General features: G+C 61.0%; 21 protein-coding genes. 1 reads left to right on the plus strand and 20 read right to left on the minus strand.

All coding sequences use genetic code 11. From position 1 onward, the window contains the following. Nucleotides 1-160 precede the first annotated feature (160 nt). From rplW to AB5750_RS00450, 16 genes are all read right to left on the minus strand, one after another. On the minus strand, nt 161-448 hold the full coding sequence (rplW, locus tag AB5750_RS00375; RefSeq protein ID WP_022094197.1) for a 50S ribosomal protein L23: 288 nt from the start codon (nt 446-448) through the stop codon (nt 161-163). Next, on the minus strand, nt 449-1075 hold the full coding sequence (gene rplD / locus AB5750_RS00380; protein WP_006235032.1) for a 50S ribosomal protein L4: 627 nt from the start codon (nt 1073-1075) through the stop codon (nt 449-451). It abuts the gene before it with no gap. A 46-nt stretch (nt 1076-1121) separates the two neighbouring features. Beyond that, complete coding sequence (gene rplC, locus AB5750_RS00385) at nt 1122-1742, minus strand: 50S ribosomal protein L3 (RefSeq protein ID WP_035137484.1); 621 nt, start codon at nt 1740-1742, stop codon at nt 1122-1124. Between the two features lie 449 nt (nt 1743-2191). Further along, nucleotides 2192-2818, minus strand: a complete 627-nt coding sequence (locus tag AB5750_RS00390) for a histidine phosphatase family protein (protein WP_349070373.1) — start codon at nt 2816-2818, stop codon at nt 2192-2194. 39 nt (nt 2819-2857) lie between these two features. Next, nucleotides 2858-4012, minus strand: a complete 1155-nt coding sequence (locus AB5750_RS00395; RefSeq protein ID WP_368145023.1) for a cation diffusion facilitator family transporter — start codon at nt 4010-4012, stop codon at nt 2858-2860. Nucleotides 4013-4162: 150 nt separating this feature from the next. Next, nucleotides 4163-5377 (minus strand): PTS sugar transporter subunit IIC, encoded by a 1215-nt coding sequence (locus AB5750_RS00400; protein WP_368145024.1) that lies wholly within the window; start codon nt 5375-5377, stop codon nt 4163-4165. A 40-nt stretch (nt 5378-5417) separates the two neighbouring features. Continuing rightward, entirely contained in the window at nt 5418-7130 is a 1713-nt protein-coding gene (accD, locus tag AB5750_RS00405) for an acetyl-CoA carboxylase, carboxyltransferase subunit beta (protein ID WP_368145026.1), read from the minus strand. Beyond that, complete coding sequence (locus AB5750_RS00410) at nt 7117-8460, minus strand: acetyl-CoA carboxylase biotin carboxylase subunit (protein ID WP_368145028.1); 1344 nt, start codon at nt 8458-8460, stop codon at nt 7117-7119. The genes accD and AB5750_RS00410 overlap by 14 nt, the downstream gene beginning before the upstream one ends. 10 nt (nt 8461-8470) lie before the next feature. Then, on the minus strand, nt 8471-8893 hold the full coding sequence (gene fabZ / locus AB5750_RS00415) for a 3-hydroxyacyl-ACP dehydratase FabZ (RefSeq protein WP_099432064.1): 423 nt from the start codon (nt 8891-8893) through the stop codon (nt 8471-8473). 9 nt (nt 8894-8902) lie between these two features. Further along, on the minus strand, nt 8903-9376 hold the full coding sequence (gene accB / locus AB5750_RS00420) for an acetyl-CoA carboxylase biotin carboxyl carrier protein (RefSeq protein WP_022094191.1): 474 nt from the start codon (nt 9374-9376) through the stop codon (nt 8903-8905). Nucleotides 9377-9379: 3 nt separating this feature from the next. Next, a complete protein-coding gene (gene fabF / locus AB5750_RS00425) occupies nt 9380-10630 on the minus strand; it encodes a beta-ketoacyl-ACP synthase II (RefSeq protein ID WP_438266029.1) in 1251 nt (416 codons plus the stop codon). A 36-nt stretch (nt 10631-10666) separates the two neighbouring features. After that, the gene (gene fabG, locus AB5750_RS00430; RefSeq protein WP_227789743.1) at nt 10667-11440 is read right to left on the minus strand and encodes a 3-oxoacyl-[acyl-carrier-protein] reductase; all 774 of its coding nucleotides are present in this window, start codon (nt 11438-11440) and stop codon (nt 10667-10669) included. Between the two features lie 30 nt (nt 11441-11470). After that, nucleotides 11471-12397, minus strand: coding sequence for an ACP S-malonyltransferase (locus AB5750_RS00435; RefSeq protein WP_138113093.1), 927 nt, complete (start codon nt 12395-12397; stop codon nt 11471-11473). Further along, nucleotides 12385-13329 carry an enoyl-[acyl-carrier-protein] reductase FabK gene (gene fabK, locus AB5750_RS00440; protein ID WP_006235020.1) on the minus strand — a complete coding sequence of 315 codons (945 nt, stop codon included), beginning with the start codon at nt 13327-13329 and terminating at the stop codon, nt 12385-12387. Before fabK ends, AB5750_RS00435 begins: the two co-directional genes overlap by 13 nt. A 2-nt stretch (nt 13330-13331) precedes the next feature. Continuing rightward, on the minus strand, nt 13332-13568 hold the full coding sequence (locus tag AB5750_RS00445) for an acyl carrier protein (protein ID WP_368145029.1): 237 nt from the start codon (nt 13566-13568) through the stop codon (nt 13332-13334). Between the two features lie 52 nt (nt 13569-13620). After that, entirely contained in the window at nt 13621-14580 is a 960-nt protein-coding gene (locus AB5750_RS00450; protein ID WP_368145031.1) for a 3-oxoacyl-ACP synthase III family protein, read from the minus strand. A 176-nt stretch (nt 14581-14756) separates the two neighbouring features. Here AB5750_RS00450 and AB5750_RS00455 point away from each other — a divergent pair, with 176 nt between their 5' ends. Further along, the gene (locus tag AB5750_RS00455) at nt 14757-15533 is read left to right on the plus strand and encodes a biotin--[acetyl-CoA-carboxylase] ligase (protein ID WP_368145032.1); all 777 of its coding nucleotides are present in this window, start codon (nt 14757-14759) and stop codon (nt 15531-15533) included. A 116-nt stretch (nt 15534-15649) separates the two neighbouring features. Here AB5750_RS00455 and rpsJ read toward each other — a convergent pair whose 3' ends face one another. From rpsJ to rpsL, 4 genes are all read right to left on the minus strand, one after another. Beyond that, the gene (gene rpsJ / locus AB5750_RS00460; RefSeq protein ID WP_022094184.1) at nt 15650-15958 is read right to left on the minus strand and encodes a 30S ribosomal protein S10; all 309 of its coding nucleotides are present in this window, start codon (nt 15956-15958) and stop codon (nt 15650-15652) included. Nucleotides 15959-16019: 61 nt separating this feature from the next. Then, on the minus strand, nt 16020-18119 hold the full coding sequence (fusA, locus tag AB5750_RS00465; protein ID WP_022094183.1) for an elongation factor G: 2100 nt from the start codon (nt 18117-18119) through the stop codon (nt 16020-16022). A gap of 19 nt (nt 18120-18138) precedes the next feature. Next, entirely contained in the window at nt 18139-18612 is a 474-nt protein-coding gene (rpsG, locus tag AB5750_RS00470; RefSeq protein WP_006235013.1) for a 30S ribosomal protein S7, read from the minus strand. A 73-nt stretch (nt 18613-18685) separates the two neighbouring features. Next, a complete protein-coding gene (gene rpsL / locus AB5750_RS00475) occupies nt 18686-19063 on the minus strand; it encodes a 30S ribosomal protein S12 (protein ID WP_006235012.1) in 378 nt (125 codons plus the stop codon). Between the last annotated feature and the right edge of the window lie 193 nt (nt 19064-19256).

Genomic DNA, 19256 nt, shown 5'->3' on the forward strand with positions numbered 1-19256 from the left:
AATCCGTTAGCCATCGCAGACAGGGATTCGAGGTTCTGCCTCGGGTGCGATGACACCGGACGTATACACGGTTCCGGGCGTGTCCATTTTATACGCCCAAAACCTTGAGCTCCCGCCTCCCCTATTTGGGAGGCATGAGCTCACTCAACAGCAGCGAGTCTTAGGCCTGGTTGCCAAAGACCTCGATGGTGTCGCCCTCGGCCAGCGTGACGATGGCCTTCTTCCAAGAACGGGTCTTGCCGGCGACATAGCGCACACGCTTGGTCTTGGGCTTGACCGTCAGGGTGTTCACGCGAACGACCTTGACGCCGAAGATCTCCTCGACAGCGTCCTTGATCTGATACTTGTTAGCATCCTTGGCGACCTCGAACGTGTACTTGTTCAGCTCCATGCCGGAGAAGGAACGCTCGGACACGATCGGACGGATGATGATCTCGTGGGCGGTCATTTATGCAAGCACCTCCCCGAAGTGAGCGGCGATGTCGGCGGGCATCAGCACGGCGTTGTTGTTGACGAGATCGTAGGTGTTGGCCTCGTCAGCGGTGATGATGAACGTCTTGGGAATGTTGCGGAACGACAGGTAGGCGTTGACGTCCTCATCGCGAACGATGATGGTCAGACGCTTGCCCTCAAGGCCGAGAGCCTTGAGCATGGCGACGGCAGCCTTGGTGGAAGGCTTCTCGAAGCCGTAGTCGTCGACGAGCACGAGCTCGCCATCGGCCAGCTTGGCGGACAGCGCGGAGCGCATAGCCAGCTTGACCTCCTTGTTGTTCATACGCTTAGCGTAGGAACGGGGCTTGGGGGCGAAGACGACGCCACCGTGACGCCACTGGGCAGCACGGATGGAACCCTGGCGGGCACGGCCGGTGCCCTTCTGACGCCAAGGCTTCTTGCCGCCACCGGAAACCTCAGAGCGGCCCTTAGCGGACTGGGTGCCCTGACGCCAAGAGGCCATCTGGCACTTGACGATGTGGTGCATAACGTGGATGTTCGGCTCGATGCCGTACACCTCAGCGGCGAGCTCGGCCTCGGCGACCTTCTTGCCCTCGCTGTTCTTTACTTCAAACTTTGCCATTTAAGTGTTCTCCTTGGTATGACGCTGGGCTAAATGGGCTGGGCCCTTAGGCCATACGGATGGCGACGAGACCATTCTTGGCACCCGGGACAGCGCCCTTGACCAAGATGAGGTTCTGCTCGGCATCGATGCGGACAACGGAAAGGTTCTTGACGGTAACGCGCTCGTTACCCATGTGACCGGCCATCTTGACGCCCTTGAGGACGCGCGCAGGATAGGCGCACTGACCGATAGAACCGGGGTGACGCTGGAAGTGAGAACCATGCGTCATAGGACCGCGGCGCTGACCCCAGCGCTTGATGCGACCCTGGAAGCCCTTACCCTTGGAGGTACCGATGACGTCGACCTTCTCGACATCAGCGAAATCAGCGACGGTGACGACCTCGCCGACCTTGTGCTCCTCGCCGTTCTCGACGCGGACCTCACGAAGGAAGCGGACAGGCTCGACGCCAGCCTTGGCGAAGTGACCAGCCATGGGCTTGTTCACGTTCTTGGCCTTGATGTCGCCGAAACCGATCTGGACGGCGTCATAGCCGTCGGTTGCCTGAGTTTTAACCTGCGAGACAGCGCAGGGGCCAGCCTGGATGACCGTGACGGGAACGACGTTGTCGTCCTCGTCCCAAACCTGGGTCATGCCAATCTTGCGGCCGAGAATCATGCTGATCAAGATATGATCCCAACTCTCGCGTGGTCTTGGGACAATGCGTACACCACCGAGCGTACGCCCCTAGAGGACCACTACTTACACGACGTGCTCCCCAGCCTTGTATTTCGCCCGGACTACCTGACAACCCTATTAAGCAGGCATTTTGTCCAGCCAGAATACTCCCCTGGTTTCACACAGCTGTTTAGTATACACGGCTGCGGGCGTATCCATCGAGATTCATATTTCACTCACATTGTTTACGCAGGTAAAGTGCGTGGCACGTCTCCCGAGCACGGCGAGGGCCGGAGAAATATATTAAGGTCCCTGCTCTACAGTCCTGCGCAAGACGGAGAGCACATTAAGTGCTCTCCTTTGCGTGCGGAACTCGCGATGACCTTAATATATTTCTCCGGCCCTCGCCGTGCTCGGGAGACGACACGCTGATGTCTGCTTAACTCTGCTCGCTCAGGCTAATGACTTTGCTGGGGATCGATGATTTGCCGCAAGGTAAACTTGGATTGAGGCGTATCGCCCTCTTCTCCCGACTTTTCCTCATCGAAATCGAAGATCATGATGGCGCAGTTGGGGAGTTTTGTTGGGAGCTCAAAGTCCTCTGGGACGGCAGCCTTGATGAATTGGCGGCTGGCGCTGCCGTGGCTTACTGCTAGAAGGGTTTCGATACCATCGGCGTCCATGATATTGGTGAGGGTGTCTACCATGCGCTCTTGCAGCGCCTGGCTTCCTTCTCCTCCGAATGGGATTAAGTCCTCGCCTGGATCCCAGACGTCGGTGGGTAGCGCGTCGTGCGGGCCCTCTTCGAAGGTGCCGTAGCAGCGCTCGATAATGCCTTCGCAGGGCTCAACGTCAGCGTCTGCGCCGAGAAGCTCGGTTGCGACGAGGCTTGCCGTGGCCATGGCTCGGCCCAAAGGGGAGGAGACCACTTTATCGGGGACGACGCCGTGGGCTTTGAGCCATGCGGCTGCCATCCCGGCTTGCTGACGGCCTAAGTCGGTGAGCGGTGAATCGCAGCGACCCTGGACCAGCTTTTTGACGTTGAACTCCGTCTGACCGTGACGGAGTAGATACAGCTTCTTCATGCTCTCCCCTTCTGCATAACCTGCTTTGCCGGCACAGCCTTACTCGTGGGTATGCCCTACGTAGTCTTCGTCGATCGTAATCTTGGCAATCGACTTGGGATATTCCGATTCGACCCGTTGTGCCAGCGCGTGCTTTAAGTCTTCGGCACTCATCTGCAGATCCGAGGGACGCACGCAGTCAAAGATCACGTTGGTGTGCGTGGGGCCCGGCACACAGCGCAAATCATGAATCGAAAGGCGGCTATCGATCTCTTGAGCCATAGCGTTGATGCGCAAGCGCATGCTCGCCACCTTTGGATCGTCGGTCACGATGGGGTCGTAGTGAAGCGTGACGATCATGCCGTCTTCGTTCCTAAACGACTGCTCGATGTTATCGAGCGTGTCGTGGCTTTCCAGCGGGCTGGCCTCGGCTGCCATCTCGGCGTGAGCGCTTGCGAACTTCCTGCCCGGGCCGTAGTCGTGAACCATCAAATCGTGAACGCCCAAGACGCCGGGATAGCTCATGATCTTGCTGCGGATATGTTCGACGAGCTTGGGATCGGGCGACTGACCCAAAAGCGGGCTCACCGTATCTTGAATAAGTTCAAAGCCGCTCCAACCAATATAGGCGCCAACGGCAAGGCCGACCCATGCGTCAAGATTGATGTGCGTCACCTGCGAAACAATTGCGCACGCCAACACGGCACCCGTGGCAAGGACATCGTTCTTTGAGTCCTGAGCGGTCGCATGCAGCGTCTCGGACTCAATGCGATCGCCGAGCTTTTGGTTGAGGGCCGCCATCCAGAGCTTTACGACCATCGAAAGCACTAGAACTGCCACCAGGGCAAGCGAGAACTCGACAGGCTCCGGGTTGACAATACGCTCCACCGAGGACTTCACCAGTTCGATGCCAATAAGCAGCACGAGCGCCGCCACGACCAAACCCGAGAGATACTCGTAGCGACCGTGGCCGTAAGGATGCTCGGGGTCGGCCGGCTTGCTCGCCAGCTTAAAGCCCAGCACGCTCACGATATTCGAGCTTGCATCGGACAGGTTGTTCATGGCATCCGCCACAATCGAAACCGATCCCGACAGCACGCCAATTACGCCCTTCGCAGCGCATAGTGCCACATTGGCGAGAATACACACCACGCCCGTCAACGTGCCCACGCGCGCACGGTCGCCCTGCGCACGCTTAACAATCCACTCGACCATCTACATCCGCCCCCACGGTACTACCTATATATCTATTGCTCAAACGGATTGTAGTGTAGCCACTTTGTCCCCCAGATACAAAAAGGCCGCAACCCACACGGGCCACGGCCTTGGAATATGGCAAAGGAATCGTCCTTGTGTCGCACAGGTTTACGCGCTTACTTCGGCCACGCTCTTAGAGGTTTCGGGCAAATCGGCTCCGTCCCCCGTCGTCTGTCCCTTCGCCGGCACCACGCCAAAGCAGTAGCTCAGCGCCGCAGACACCGCAAATGCCACACCGCCGGCAGCGCAGCACCACAGCAGGTTCGAGATGCCGCCCGTGGCAAAGCCAATGACCATAAGGACATTCGTCATGCCGATGGTATAGGCCGTAACGTGGCCCACGGCCGCAACAAGGCCTCCGACGGCGCCGCCAATGGCCATGCACGTCAGGCACCTGCCATATTTAAAGCCGCAACCGTACAGCGCCGGCTCGCTTACGCCGCCAAGAACACCCGAGATTGAATAGCCCAGCATGAGCGCCTTCTCGTCCTTATCCGCAACGCGGAGCGACGCGCCAAAAGGCATGCCCCAAACGGCGAACGTTGCCATCGTCGCGGCGATCAGGATGCACGAATCCGTTCCCATACTCATAAACTGCGCATAGGCGAGCGATAGGACAACGTTGCTGACGCCGGCGATCTTAAGGAACTCCCAGCCCGCAGCAAGCCCCATGAGCGTGAGCAGCGACACGATGCCACCGGAATTGCCAAGCATAAACATAAGCTGGCCCAACAGCATGCCCAGATAGCTGCCCGCCGGCGCCGTAATGCACAGCGAAACCGGAACCATGACAAGCATGGTCGCAAACGGAACGAACGAAAACGCCACGGCCTGAGGGATAACGCGCTTAAAGAAACACTCCACTCGCCATAGCACGGGCACCGAGATGAGAACCGGAATAACAGTCGTCGTGTAATCGTTGACCGGCGCAGGAAGCAGGCCATACACGGAAGTCATCGATGCCCCCGTCGTCGATGCGGCATCGACGAGCTTAAGCAGATCGGGCGCAATCAATACGCCGCCCAGCATCATGCCCAGCTGCTCCGAGCAACCGAGCTGGCGGGCGGCCGCCCAACCAAGATAAATGGGCAAAAAGTAGTAGCCGGCGTTATAGAGCCAACTGTAGAACAGGCGATAGATTTCGGAATCGGCAGACCACAGGCCCAGCATGCCTTCACCCATAATGACGGCGACGGTGCGGAACAACGCCGCGCAGACAATAAACGGCAGCGCCGACATCATGCTTTTGGACAGATAGTCCACCACGGCCATGGCGTTTGATGAAACCGTCGTTGTAAACGAGGTGTTAGAAACTTGTGACATGGAACGCCTTTCCCAATGTGACATGCGGACTGTCCCTTTGTCACATCGTGCGGTACCGACCGATTGCGCGGTACTTTTCGTAGCGGAGGCTTGTAAGGGTCGCGTCGTCGAGCTGCCCAAGCGTATCGAAGGCATCAAATGCCGAGGACATGACGGCGCCGGCGATCTCCTCATGCGACAGGCCCCTATCGTCGACGATGCCGTCGATGATGCCGAGCGCCAACAGATCGGGGGCCGTGAGCTTCAGCGCCTCGGCGGCCTCATTCGCGCGCTCGGTATCCTTCCACAGGATCGACGCACAGGCTTCGGGGCTCACGACCGAATAGGCCGAGCTCGAGAGCATCAGGATGCGGTCGGCCACGGACAGCGCCAGCGCGCCACCAGAGCCGCCCTCGCCTGTCACCACCGAGACAATCGGCGTCTTAAGGCCGCTCATCTCCATGAGATTCTGGGCAATCGCCTCGCCCTGGCCGCGCTCCTCGGCACCGATGCCGCAAAACGCGCCCGAAGTATCGACCAGGCACAGAACCGGTCGACCAAACTTTTCGGCCTGGCGCATCAGGCGACGCGCTTTGCGGTAGCCCTCAGGATGCGCCATGCCAAAGTTGCGGCGCATACGCTCTTTGGTCGTGGTGCCGCGCTCAATGGCGATGACCGTTACGGGGCGTCCGTCTTTCCAGCCAATGCCAGCCACCACAGCGGCGTCGTCGCCAAAGTAACGGTCGCCGTGCAGCTCCACAAATCCATCCAGGCCCAGCGAGATCATCTCACCCGCCGTGGCGCGATCTGCCGAGCGGGTCTGCTTGACAATCTCGAGCGCGGTTTTTGGTGCCGTCGAGCGTTTGAACAAGTGTCCTAGCTTTTTGCCGCGGCGACCCGTATGCACGATCTCATGCGGTGCCCCCAGGCCGGGCGCGTGCCCTTCGTGCAGCGCCAGCAGCTCGCCTACTGTGAGCGCAATCTCGCCACGCGGAACAACGGCATCGCAAAAGCCGTGCTCCAGCAAAAACTCGGAGCGTTGGAATCCCTTGGGTAGGCGCTTGTGCATGTTCTGCTCGATCACGCGCGGGCCGGCAAATGCCGTCAGGGCATCGGGCTCGGCCAGGATAATGTCGCCCTCCATGGCAAAGCTCGCGGTCACGCCGCCGGTCGTGGGGTCGGTGAGCACCGTGATATACAGGCCACCTGCCTCGCTATGGCGCCTAACCGCCGCAGAAATCTTGGCCATCTGCATAAGCGATGTCACGCCCTCTTGCATGCGCGCACCGCCCGAAACGGTAAAGCCGACAACTGGCAATCCCAGCTCGGTCGCACGCTCAAATGCGCGACAGATCTTCTCGCCCACCACGGAACCCATCGAGCCCATCATAAAGTTGGCGTCCATAAAGAAGAGCGCCGTGTCGCAACCGCAGATTTTGCCCCTGCCGCACACAACGGCATCGCGCTCGCTCACGCTCTTGAGCTTGTCGGCATAGCCAGGAAACGAGAGGAAATCCTCCGACGCCAGATTGGCACCCCATTCCTCAAACGTGCCCTCATCGACCGTCATGCGCATGCGCGCGCGACCGCTCACGCGAAAGTGTTTACCGCAACGAGGGCAGACCTCGAGGTTATCGTGCAGACGTGCCTCATCGATCACGCGGCGGCACTCCGGGCACTTGATAAACACGTGGCGCGCGGGAAACTCGGCACACGACTCGGTCATCGGTCCCTCGAGGACGTTGACCGTCTTCGCTTTTCTATTCATCAGCATAGAGATGCCCCATCAGATCGGTGTGATACATGCCCGACAAGAACTCGTCGTTTGCCAGCACGTCGAGCTGAAGCTCGCTGTTTTCGCTCACGCCCTCAATCACGAGCTCGCCCAAAGCCGAGCGCATCTTGCGAATGGCGCCGTCGCGCGTGGGCGCACACACGATAAGCTTGCCGAGCATGGAGTCGTAGTACAGCGGAACGTTCGCACCGGTAAACATGGCCGAATCCCAGCGCACGCGCGGACCACCCGGCACACGCAACGCGGTGACCGTTCCGCATGACGGCAGAAAGTCCGGCGTTTCGGCATTGATGCGGCACTCCATGGCGTGGTTACGGACCGGTACGTCCTCCTGCTCAAAGGGCAGGGACTGGCCGGCTGCCACGCGCAGCTGCCACTTGACCAAGTCGGTATCGGTCACAAACTCCGTGACCGGATGCTCAACCTGCAGACGCGTGTTCATTTCCATAAAGTAGAAATTGCCGTCGTCCGAGTACAAAAACTCGATGGTGCCGGCTCCCTCGTAGCCGACGGCACGAGCCAGATCGCGTGCCGCCTTGTGCATGCGAGCACGAATGTCGTCGTGTCCGTCGAGGCACGGCGCAGGGCTCTCCTCGATTAGCTTTTGGTTGCGGCGCTGCACCGAGCACTCGCGCTCGCCGAGCGAAAACACATGGCCCTGCTTATCGGCCATAATCTGCACCTCGACATGGTGCGCCGGCGCGACGAACTTCTCCATGTAGCACTCGCCGTCGCCAAAGACGGCCTCGCCCTCGGCACGCGCCTCGATGAACGCCTTTGCCGCATCTTCCACGCGCTCGACCTTGCGAATACCGCGACCGCCGCCACCTGCACGCGCCTTAATGAGCACGGGACAGCCAATGCGCTCGGCCTCGGCCGTTGCCTCCTCGGGGCTTTTGAGCAAATCGCAGCCCGGCACGATGGGCACGCCCGCCGCGGCAGCCGTTCGACGTGCGGCGTCCTTGTCGCCCATGCTGTCGATCACCTTGGCCGAAGGACCAACAAACGCCAGGCCATACTTGTCGCAGTCGCGCACGAAGCTCGCCTTCTCGGAAAAGAAGCCATAGCCGGGATGAATTGCCTTAGCTCCCGACTTTACGGCACAGGTGAGCACGGCATCGTCGTTGAGGTAGCTCTCGGCAAGACGCGGGCCACCGATGCAATACGCCTCGTCGGCAAGCTGCACGTGCAGCGCGTCCGCATCGGCCGTGGAATAAACAGCGACGGTCTTGATGCCCATATCGCGGCACGCGCGGATAACACGGACCGCGACTTCGCCGCGGTTGGCGATGAGCACTTTGTCGAACATGGAGCCTTCCTTAACTTTCGTGCATGAGTGCAAAAGACATATCGGCGCGGCAGCAAACCTCACCGTTGACGCTCGCGGTACCCGTCGCAAAGCGGAACGGCCCGCGCGCACGCGTGATGGAGCACACCAGATCCACCGTGTCGCCCGGGCGCACCGGACGCTTAAAGCGCACCTTGTCCAGACTCGTGTAGAACGGCGTCGCGCCGCGCGCCTCCTCATCGCCCATCAGCAGCACGCAGCAGTTTTGGGCGAGCATCTCGCACTGGATCACGCCGGGGACCACCGGGTTTCCCGGAAAATGCCCCTGCAAAAAGTATTCGTCGCCCGTAATCGTGATCTTGCCGTGGGCCTCGTCGCCCACCAGCTCGGCTTCGTCGAGCAAAAGCATCGGCTCGCGATGCGGTAACAGCTTCTTGAGCTCTTCTTTGTTCATGGATATCACCTATCCGATCCTCATGAGGCAGCTGCCGAACTCTACGAGGTCGCCGTCGGCCACGCAGATCTCGAGCACCTCGCCATCTGCCTCTGCCGTTACCTCGTTGAGAACCTTCATGGCCTCGATGATGCAGAGCGTCTCGCCGGCCTTGACCTTGGAGCCCACGTGCACAAACGGCTCGTCGCCCGGCGCCGGGGCAGCATAGAAAACGCCGACCATGGGAGCGGTCACCTCGGTGCCCTTGGGCTCCGGTGCGGCGGCAGGTGTCTGCGCGGCGGGCTCCGGTGCGGCAGGCGCGACTGTGGGAGCTGCAACTGGAGCGGCCATAGCGCTCGGCATGGGCATGGGCACGGCAACCGGCTGTGCGGCGCTCGCGCGCTCGAGTTCGACCGCGGTGCCATCGGGCTCCTCAACGCGCACGCGCGTGAGGCCGCGGTCCTCCATCACATCGGCTATCTCGGCAAGTCTTTTGGAATCCATGCTCTAGCTCCTCGTATATCTACGCAGCGCGATGGCGGCGTTGTGCCCGCCAAAGCCTAGGTTGGTCGAAAGCGCCCAGGTAAGGTCGGCGCGAACTGCGCGATTGGGCGTGTAGTCAAGATCGCAGGCGGGATCGGGCGTGCGGTAGTTAATGGTCGGCGGCACCACGCCCTGCTCGAGCGCCATGGCGCAGGCCATGACCTCGATGGCGCCCGTGGCACCGATCATGTGGCCGGTCATCGACTTAGTCGACGAGACGTGCGCGGCGCGCGCCGCGTCCTCGCCGAGCGCACGCTTAATGCCCGCCGTCTCGGACGAATCGTTGAGCTTGGTCGATGTGCCGTGGGCATTGATGTAGAGACCCTCGGAAGGCTTGACGTCGCCCTCGGTCACCGCCAGCGATATCGCGCGGGCAATGCCGGCAGCCTCGGGATCAGGACTCGTGATGTGATAGGCATCATCGGTGTTGCCGTAGCCCACGACCTCGGCATAAATGTGCGCACCGCGCGCCTGCGCATGTTCCATGCTCTCGAGCACGAGCACGCAGGCGCCCTCGCCCATCACAAAGCCGTCGCGGTCTGCATCGAACGGACGGCAGGCCGTCGCGGGATCGGGGTTGGTGGTCAATGCGCGGCAGGACGTAAAGCCCGCAACGGCATCGGGGATAATGGCCGCCTCGGCGCCGCCCGCGAGGATCGCGTCGGCATAGCCGTGCTTGATGGCGCGGAACGCCTCGCCCACCGCATGGGCCGAGGTTGCGCACGCGGTCACCACGGGCAGGGTCGGGCCCTTTGCCTTGTGGCGGATTGCGATATTGCCCGATGCCATGTTGGGGATCATCATCGCGATCATATAGGGCGATGCGCGGCGGGGCCCACGTTCGGCAATCGTATGGACGTTGTCGACGAGCGTCGTCATGCCGCCCACGCCCGAGCCCACGTAGACGCCCAGGCGCTCGCGATCGATGGCGCCTTCGACATCAAAGCCCGCATCGTGCATGGCTTCGTCCGAAGCCGCCATCGCAAACTGAACGCAGGGGTCCAGATGCTTGGCGTCACGCTTGCCAAAGTACTCGTTGCCGTCAAAGCCCTTGACCTCGGCCGCCACCTTGACGGCAAATGCATCGGTATCGAAGTGCGTAATCGGGCCGATGCCGCACGTGCCAGCGCACATTGCCGCCCAGGTGGCAAGCGCGGTGTTGCCGAGCGGCGATACGGCACCTATGCCGGTGATTGCAACTCTCTGTTCCATCATGGTCTCCTCATCCAAGCCGTTCTTCGGCCCTGATTTCTACATCGCCATTCCGCCGTCAACGCGTACAACCTCGCCCGTAATGTAGGAAGCCGCATCGCTCGCCAAAAAGCGCACCACGCCGGCCACTTCCTCGGGGCGCGCCATGCGCTTAAGGGGAATCTGCTCCTCGGTTGCCGCACGAACCTTTTCCGAAAGCTTTGCCGTCATATCTGTCTCGACAAACCCGGGGGCGACCGCGTTCACTCGTACACCGCGGGGCGCAAGCTCGCGCGCCACCGCCTTGGTCAGGCCGATCACGCCCGCCTTGGAGGCAGCGTAGTTGGCCTGCCCGGCATTGCCCATCAGGCCCACAACCGAGCTCATGTTGACGACGCAGCCGCCGCGCTGGCGCATAAAGGTCTTGGTGAGCGCGCGCGTCGTGTTAAACGTTCCTTTAAGGTTGACATCGAGCACGCGATCGAAGGCGTCATCGCCCATGCGCATGAGCAGGCCATCGCGGGTGATGCCAGCGTTGTTGACGAGCGCCCAAATGGAGTCAAAGTCGTTGAGGACCGCTTCCACGCACGCGTTGACGGCAGCGGGGTCGGCCACGTCGCATTGATATGAGCGCGCCGTGGCGCCAGCCGCCTCGCAGGCGTCGCACGTCTCGCGCGCCGCATCGACGCTGCCGGCATAGACGACGGCGATATCGTAGCCATCCTCCGCCAGACCGATAGCGCAGGCGCGGCCGATACCCCGCGAGCCGCCCGTGACCAGTGCCACGCGACGTGAGTCGTTGCGCTCGAGCGCGCCATTGTTCAAGTTGCCCATGTCATTCCTTTCGGGTTACAGCCCTGTGGACTATGCGAGCTCGTCGGCAATAGCTGCGACCTGCTCGGCCGTCTCGCACGAATACACGCGAACGTCGCTCAGCGTACGCTTGACCAGGCCGGACAGCGTTTTGCCGGGGCCGACCTCAATAAATGTGTCGATGCCTTGATCCTGCAGAGCATGCAGCGTATCGACCCAGCGTACGGCATGGCTCACCTGATTGGCCAAGACATCCGATGCCGTCTGGGGATCCGCCGGATAGGGCGCCGCTGTCATATTTGCCAAAACAGGAATGAGCAACGGGGACGGCGCGTGACCGGCCTCAATATATGCGGCAAGGCCACAGGTCGCCTCGGCCATATAGGGGCTATGAAATGCACCCGACACCGCGACCTTCATGGCGCGGCCGCCAGCCTCTTTTACTAGGACGTCGAGCTCCTGCAGCGCCTCGGGCGCTCCGGCCACAACCGTCTGCTGTGGGCTGTTGTAGTTGACTGGCCAGCAGTCCTCGCCGGCCTGTTTTGCCAGGCCCTCGACTTGCGCCGCATCGAGCTTGATGACGGCGCGCATGCCGCCCGGATGGCGCTCGGCAGCCGCGGCCATCAGCGCCGCGCGCTCGCACACGAGCTCAAAGCCCGCTCGCGTATCGAACGCCCCCGCAAAGGTGAGCGCGGCGACCTCGCCCAGCGAGAATCCCGCACAGGCGGCAGGTACCACGCCGCGCTCACGCAGGGCGGCAGCCGCTGCCAGGTCGTGCACGAACACGCAAGGCTGCGTGTTCTCGGTCTGCGAGAGCTCCTCCTTGGAGGCGCTCCGGCACTGCTCGCTCGTCCCCGGGCGCACCTCATCGGCAATGGCGAACACCTCGGCAGCCGCCGGCGATGTCTCGATCAAGTCGACGCCCATCGCGGGGTGCTGGGCACCCTGGCCGGCAAACAAAAACGCTACGCCACCCATGCGCACGCACCCTTCAGGACGTGCTCGGCGCCATCGACCAGGTCGTCAACGATTTCGCGTGCGCTCTGGCGCTCGTTGACCATGCCGGCAATCTGTCCACACAAAAACGAACCCTCTTCGTAGTTGCCGTCCTTGGCGGCCTTACGCAGCGCACCGGTTCCCATAGCACCGAGCTCCTCGGCACTCGCGCCGGAACCCTCGCTCTTGGCATAGGCGTTGGTGAAGGGGCTCTTGAGGGCGCGCACTGGATGTCCCGTCGACCGACCGGTCGCACGCGTTGAAGTGTCGTTGGCCTTCAGGACCATCTCTTTGTACTGCTCCGAGACGGTGCACTCGTCTGCGACCAGAAAGCGCGTACCCACTTGCACGCCTTCGGCGCCCAGCATAAAGGCGGCCGCCACGCCGCGGCCGTCGGCAATACCGCCGGCGGCCACGACGGGAATGTCAACCGCATCGACGACCTGCGGCACCAGTGCCATCGTCGAGGTCTCGCCAATGTGGCCACCCGATTCGGTACCCTCGGCAACAACCGCCGTGGCTCCACGACGTGCCACGAGGCGCGCCAGCGCCACCGAGGCAACGACCGGGATGACCTTGATGCCCGCCTCGTTCCACGCCTTCATGTACTTGGCGGGATTGCCGGCGCCCGTCACGACGACCGGCACTCGCTCGTCAATCACGACCTGTGCAACCTCGTCGGCAAACGGGCTCATGAGCATGACGTTGACGCCAAAGGGCTTATCCGTCTTGGCGCGCAGCTCATGAATCTGGTCGCGAAGCCAGTTGGCGTCGGCGTTCATGGCCGCGATGATGCCTAAGCCACCCGCCTCGGACACTGCGGACGCCAGCGAGGCATCGGCAATCCAGGCCATACCGCCCTGGAACACGGGCTTTTCGATGCCGAGCAGATCGCAGAGAGGAGTCTTGAGCATCTCTACTTCTCCAATGCCGCCTCGACCGTATCGGCGAACTCGCCGACCGTCTTGGGGTTCTCCTCGGTATCGAGCTGGATGCCAAACTCGTCCTCGACGGCAACGAGGATCTCGACGGTGCCCAGGCTGTCGAGACCAATCTCCTCGAGCGTGGACTCGGGCTTCATCTCGACATCGTCAAGACCGGCGGTCTCGCGGATAACGTCGCAAACGCACTCGAAGGTCTTCTGATCTGCCATGGTAGTTCTCCTTTGTTTGTGCCCTAGGGGCGTTTTTATTTCCTATGTGCGACTACTTCCAACGAAGCAGATAGCCACCTATATCCAGACCGGCGCCAAATCCAACCAAGACGATGGTGTCGCCTGTGTGAAGTGCACCGGCGTTTGCCAGCCGGTCGAGGGCAAGCGGAATGCATGCGCTCGAAATGTTGCCGGTCTCGCGCAACGTGCGAACCACGCGCTCGTCCGGCACGCCCAGGCGCTTGACCGCCTGGCTCAGGATTCGTTCGTTAGCCTGATGGAATACAAAATGATCGATGTCTTCGACCAAAATGCCCGCATCGATCGCAAGCTTATGGACCGTGTCGCAGATGGCGTTGACGCCGAACTTGAACACGCGGCGGCCGTTCATGGACAGCACGCTCGCGCTATCTGCGGAAGCCCTAAACGGCGAGGTACCGACCAGACCGGGAACGCGCAACGTCTCGACGTCGGGCGCCGTCGAAAGCTCAACGGCAAGGGGGTTGTCTCCCCCAGCTTCAATCACTGCGGCGCCTGCCCCATCGCCAAAAAGCACGCAGGTGGCACGGTCGGTCCAGTCGAGCGCGCGCGTCATCTGCTCGGCAGCAACAACAAGCACGCGCTCGGCACGGCTGCGGGCGATATAGCCCTCGGCGACATCGAGCGCAAATACGAAGCCGGCACAAGCCGCCGAGACATCGAAGGCAGGGCACGTCGCGCCAAGTCGCTCAGCAACGGCACACGCCTCGGCGGGAACAAGGTGGTCACCCGTCGTCGTCGAGCAGACGATCAGATCCAGCTGGCTCGCGTCGATTCCGGACACCTGGAGTGCCCGCTCGCTCGCCGCTACGGCAAGGTCGTCAAGTGACTCGGTGGTGCAGACGTGGCGGCTCTTGATACCTGTGCGAGTAAAAATCCACTCATCCGAGGTATCGAGGAACTCAGACAGCTCGTCATTGGAAACGCTGCGCTCAGGAAGCGCCGAGCCTGTTCCAAGAATCGTGAAACCCATCACTAACCTCCTTTGAGTTGTTGACGTGTTTACATCGACCAAGAGAGGATAACGCATTTCAGTCTTTGTTGACGTGTTAACATTAAATTGTCCAAATGCGACAAAGGCTTCACATTGTGTCTATCTCTCGACACCATTGCGCGATTGCCTTATTTACTTAGGAGGTAGCAGCTGTTATGGATTCTCGTTTAACGATAGTCGACGTAACCGGATCGACCAACGATGACCTGCTCGAAGCAGGAAAACAGGGAGCGCCGCACGGCACAGGACTTGCCGCCCGGGCTCAAACAGCAGGGCGCGGCCGGCGCGGGCACAAGTGGGACTCAACCGTCGGCAACTTATTGCTTTCGCTTGTCCTGCGCCCATGCGTTAATCCTGCAAAGTTCTCTGGTCTTGCCGCCGTCAGCGGCCTAGCGGTGCTCGAAGCACTCGAAAAGCAGGGTCTTGCAAACGAGATTCGCCTTAAATGGCCCAACGACCTTGTCGCGCGAGGACGCAAGCTCGGCGGCATTCTGGTCGAGGCCGCACGCGATAACGAAGGCAGCCCCTTTGCGGTCTGTGGCATCGGCGTCAACGTGAACTATGTGCCCGCGGAGGTTCCCGATGGCGGCCTGCCCGCAATCGGTCTCTCGGACCTTAACGAAAACGTTCCTGCCGTCGACATGCTCCTCGATGAGGTCTATCACGCAGTCGTGAACGCTGTAGATGCGTGGGCAGAACGCCTCAACGCCATGGAAGAAGACGCCGGACCGCTCGCGCCCGTCCGCGATGACTATGTCGGTCACCTCAATTGGATCGGGGAGCACGTTATCGCCCGCTCCCCCGCTGGAGACGAGCTGGCACGAGGCATATTTAGAACGGTCGACGATTGCGGCCGCGCATGCATTGAGACCGAGAGCGGCTTGTGCGTCTTCCACTTCGAAGAAGCATCCTTGCGCCCCCTGAGCGAATAGGGCGCCGCAGCCGTCGGCTCGGCAGACGAATTCGCTATCCCAAAATCTAAACTCAAAACAAAAGGGCCCCGCTACCGTAACGGCAGCGGGGCCCTTTAAGCTATGAGCGATATCGCTTAGAGCTTGATGTCGATGTCGACGCCAGCGGGGAGGTCGAGACGCATGAGCGAATCAACGGTGCCCGAGGTGGGGTCGAGGATGTCGATGAGGCGCTTGTGGGTGCGCATCTCGAACTGCTCACGGGAGTCCTTGTTCACGTGCGGCGAGCGGATAACCGTGTACAGGTTGCGCTCGGTGGGCAGGGGGACAGGACCGGAAACGCGAGCGCCGGTCTTCTGAGCGGTCTCGACGATGAGCTTCGCGGACTGATCGACGACCTCGTGATCATAGCCCTTGAGGCGAATGCGGATCTTCTGGGTAGCCAACTTAAACCTCCAAAGAGTGCGAGAGATGTTCTCGCAGGATTACGTAACAGGGAGCTCGAACTTAGGCGTTCTTGCTCATGACCTCGTCCACGATGGACTTGGGCGCAGGCTCATAAGAGTCGAACTGCATCGTGTAGGATGCACGGCCCTGGGTCTGGGAGCGAAGGTCGGTAGCGTAACCGAACATCTCGCCCAGCGGCACCTTGGCACGGATGAGCTTACTGTTCTTGCGATCCTCCATGCCCTCGATCTTGCCGCGGCGACCGGAGAGGTTGCCCATAACGTCGCCCATGTACTGCTCGGGGGTCTCGACCTCGACAGCCATGATCGGCTCGAGCAGCTGCGGGTCGGACTTCTTGAGGGCGTCCTTGATAGCCATGGAACCGGCGATCTTGAAGGCGGCCTCGGAGGAGTCGACCTCGTGGTAAGAACCGTCGAACAGGGTGACCTTAACGTCGAGGACCGGGAAGCCGGCGATAACACCGGTGTTCAGGGCCTCCTGGATGCCCTTGTCGATGGACGGGATGTACTCCTTGGGCACGACGCCGCCGACGATAGCGTTGACGAACTCGTAGCCGAAGCCCTCCTCCATCTTCTCGAGCTTGATGACGGCGTGGCCGTACTGACCGCGACCGCCGGACTGACGGACGAACTTGCCCTCAGCCTTCTCGACGTCGTGACCAGCGGTCTCGCGGTAGGCAACCTGGGGCTTACCAACGTTAGCGTCAACCTTGAACTCACGGAGCAGACGGTCGACGATGATCTCGAGGTGCAGCTCGCCCATGCCGGCGATGATGGTCTGGCCGGTCTCGTGGTTGGTGGACACCTGGAAGGTCGGGTCCTCCTCGGCGAGCTTGGTCAGAGCCAGGGACATCTTGTCCTGCTCGGCCTTGGTCTTGGGCTCGATGGCAACGTCGATAACGGGCTTAGCGAACTCGATCTTCTCGAGGACGATCTCCTTGCCCTCGGCGCACAGGGTGTCGCCGGTGGTGGAGTTCTTGAAGCCGACGCAAGCGACAATGTCGCCGGCGGCAGCGTCGTCACGGTCGATACGCTCGGCGGCGTTCATCTCGAGGATGCGGCCGAGGCGCTCGCGCTGACCGTTGGAAGCGTTAACAACGTAGGAGCCGGACTCGGCGCGGCCGGAGTAAACGCGGACGTAGGTGAGCTTACCGACGAACGGGTCGGTCATGATCTTGAAGACCAGGCCGGAGAAGGGCTCGTCGAAGGAAGGATGACGCTGGATCTCCTCGCCGGTGTCCGGATCGGTACCGGTGACGGCCTCAACGTCGAGCGGGCTGGGCAGGTAGTCGACGACAGCGTCGAGCAGCTCCTGAACGCCCTTGTTCTTGTAGGCGGAGCCCACGAAGACGAGGTTGAGCTCGTTGGCCAGAACGCCCTTGCGCAGAGCGGCCTTAAGCTCCTCGACGGTGAAGTCCTCCTCCATGAGGATCTTCTCCATGAGCTCGTCGTCAAAGCTGGCAGCAGCGTCGAGGAGCTCCTCGCGCTTGGTGGCAGCAATGTCGGCAAACTCGGCCGGGATCTCGTCCATCGGCTCGGGGTAGGTCATACCCTTCTCGTCGGCCTTGAAGTCCCATGCAGTCATGGTAACGAGGTCGATGACGCCCCAGAAGTTGTCCTCGGCGCCCATCGGGACCTGAGCGGCCACAGCATTGGCGTCGAGACGATCCTTCATGGTCTCGATAGCGTTGAAGAAGTCAGCGCCCACGCGGTCATACTTGTTGATGAAGGCGATGCGGGGGACGTTGAAGGTAGAAGCCTGACGCCAAACGGTCTCAGACTGGGGCTGAACGCCGGCAACGGCGTCGAAGACGGCGACAGCACCATCGAGGACGCGCAGGCAGCGTTCGACCTCGGCGGTGAAGTCAACGTGGCCCGGGGTGTCGATGATCTGGATGCGGTAGTCCTTACCGTCCTTGTTCCAGAAGCACGTGGTAGCAGCGGAGGTAATGGTTACGCCGCGCTCCTGCTCCTGAACCATCCAGTCCATGGTGGCAGCGCCCTCATGGACCTCACCGATCTTGTGGGTCTTACCGGTGTAGTAAAGAATACGCTCGGTCGTGGTGGTCTTACCGGCATCGATGTGGGCCATGATGCCGATGTTACGGGTATCGGAAAGCTTGTACTTAGGCTTAGCCATGTTAGTTCCTTACCTTAACTTACCAACGATAGTGAGAGAACGCGCGGTTGGCCTCGGCCATCTTGAAGACGTCCTCACGCTTCTTGACGGAAGCGCCCAGGCCGTTGGAAGCGTCGAGGATCTCGTTAGCGAGACGCTCGGCCATGGTCTTCTCCTTGCGAGCGCGGGAGAAGTTGACGATCCAGCGGATACCCAGAGCGGTGGAACGACGGGAGTTGACCTCCATCGGGACCTGATAGGTAGCGCCACCGACACGCTTGGGCTTAACCTCGAGCGTGGGCTTGACGTTGTCCATAGCCTTCTTGAAGGTAGCGAGAGCGTCGCCACCCTCGGACTTCTCGGCAACGATCTCGAAAGCGGTGTAAACGATGCGCTCAGCGGTGGCCTTCTTGCCGTCAAGAAGGACCTTGTTGATGAGCTGAGTCACCAGGCGGTTGTTGTAAACGGCGTCAGGCTGAACCTCACGACGATTAGCTGCTGCACGACGCGGCATGTGAAATCTCCTTAAGTGTCTACCGTGCGGCGCTTAGGCGGCACACGGCGAAAGTATCAAAACGTTATCTGGCTTATTTGGCCTTGGGGCGCTTAGCACCGTACTTGGAACGGGCCTGCATACGGTTCTGGACCGGAGCAGCGTCGTAGGCGCCACGGATGACGTGATAACGGACACCAGGGAGGTCACGGACACGACCGCCGCGGACGAGCACGATGGAGTGCTCCTGCAGGTTGTGGCCCTCACCCGGGATGTAAGCAGTAACTTCGATGCCGTTGACAAGGCGAACACGGGCAACCTTACGAAGAGCCGAGTTCGGCTTCTTGGGGCTCGTGGTGAAGACGCGGGTGCACACGCCGCGCTTCTGGGAGTTGTGCTGCAGAGCAGCGTTCTTGGACTTCTTGGGCACGGAACGACGGCCCTGGCGAACCAGCTGGTTAATAGTAGGCAAAGCGTACTCCTTCTCGAATGATTCCAGCTTTCTGTAAAGTGCAACGGCTTGAATCGAGGGGTCAGCATCCCCCTACGAAACACGCAGTTCGATAGGATACGTGGCGTTAGCTGTGCCGTCAACAGACCACGCCGCCGGGCGTATCCCAAAATAGGCACATTTCCGCAAACCCTACACAAAAGGGATCCCCTCC

This window comes from Collinsella aerofaciens (genome assembly GCF_040926185.1).
GTDB lineage: Bacteria > Actinomycetota > Coriobacteriia > Coriobacteriales > Coriobacteriaceae > Collinsella > Collinsella aerofaciens_BC.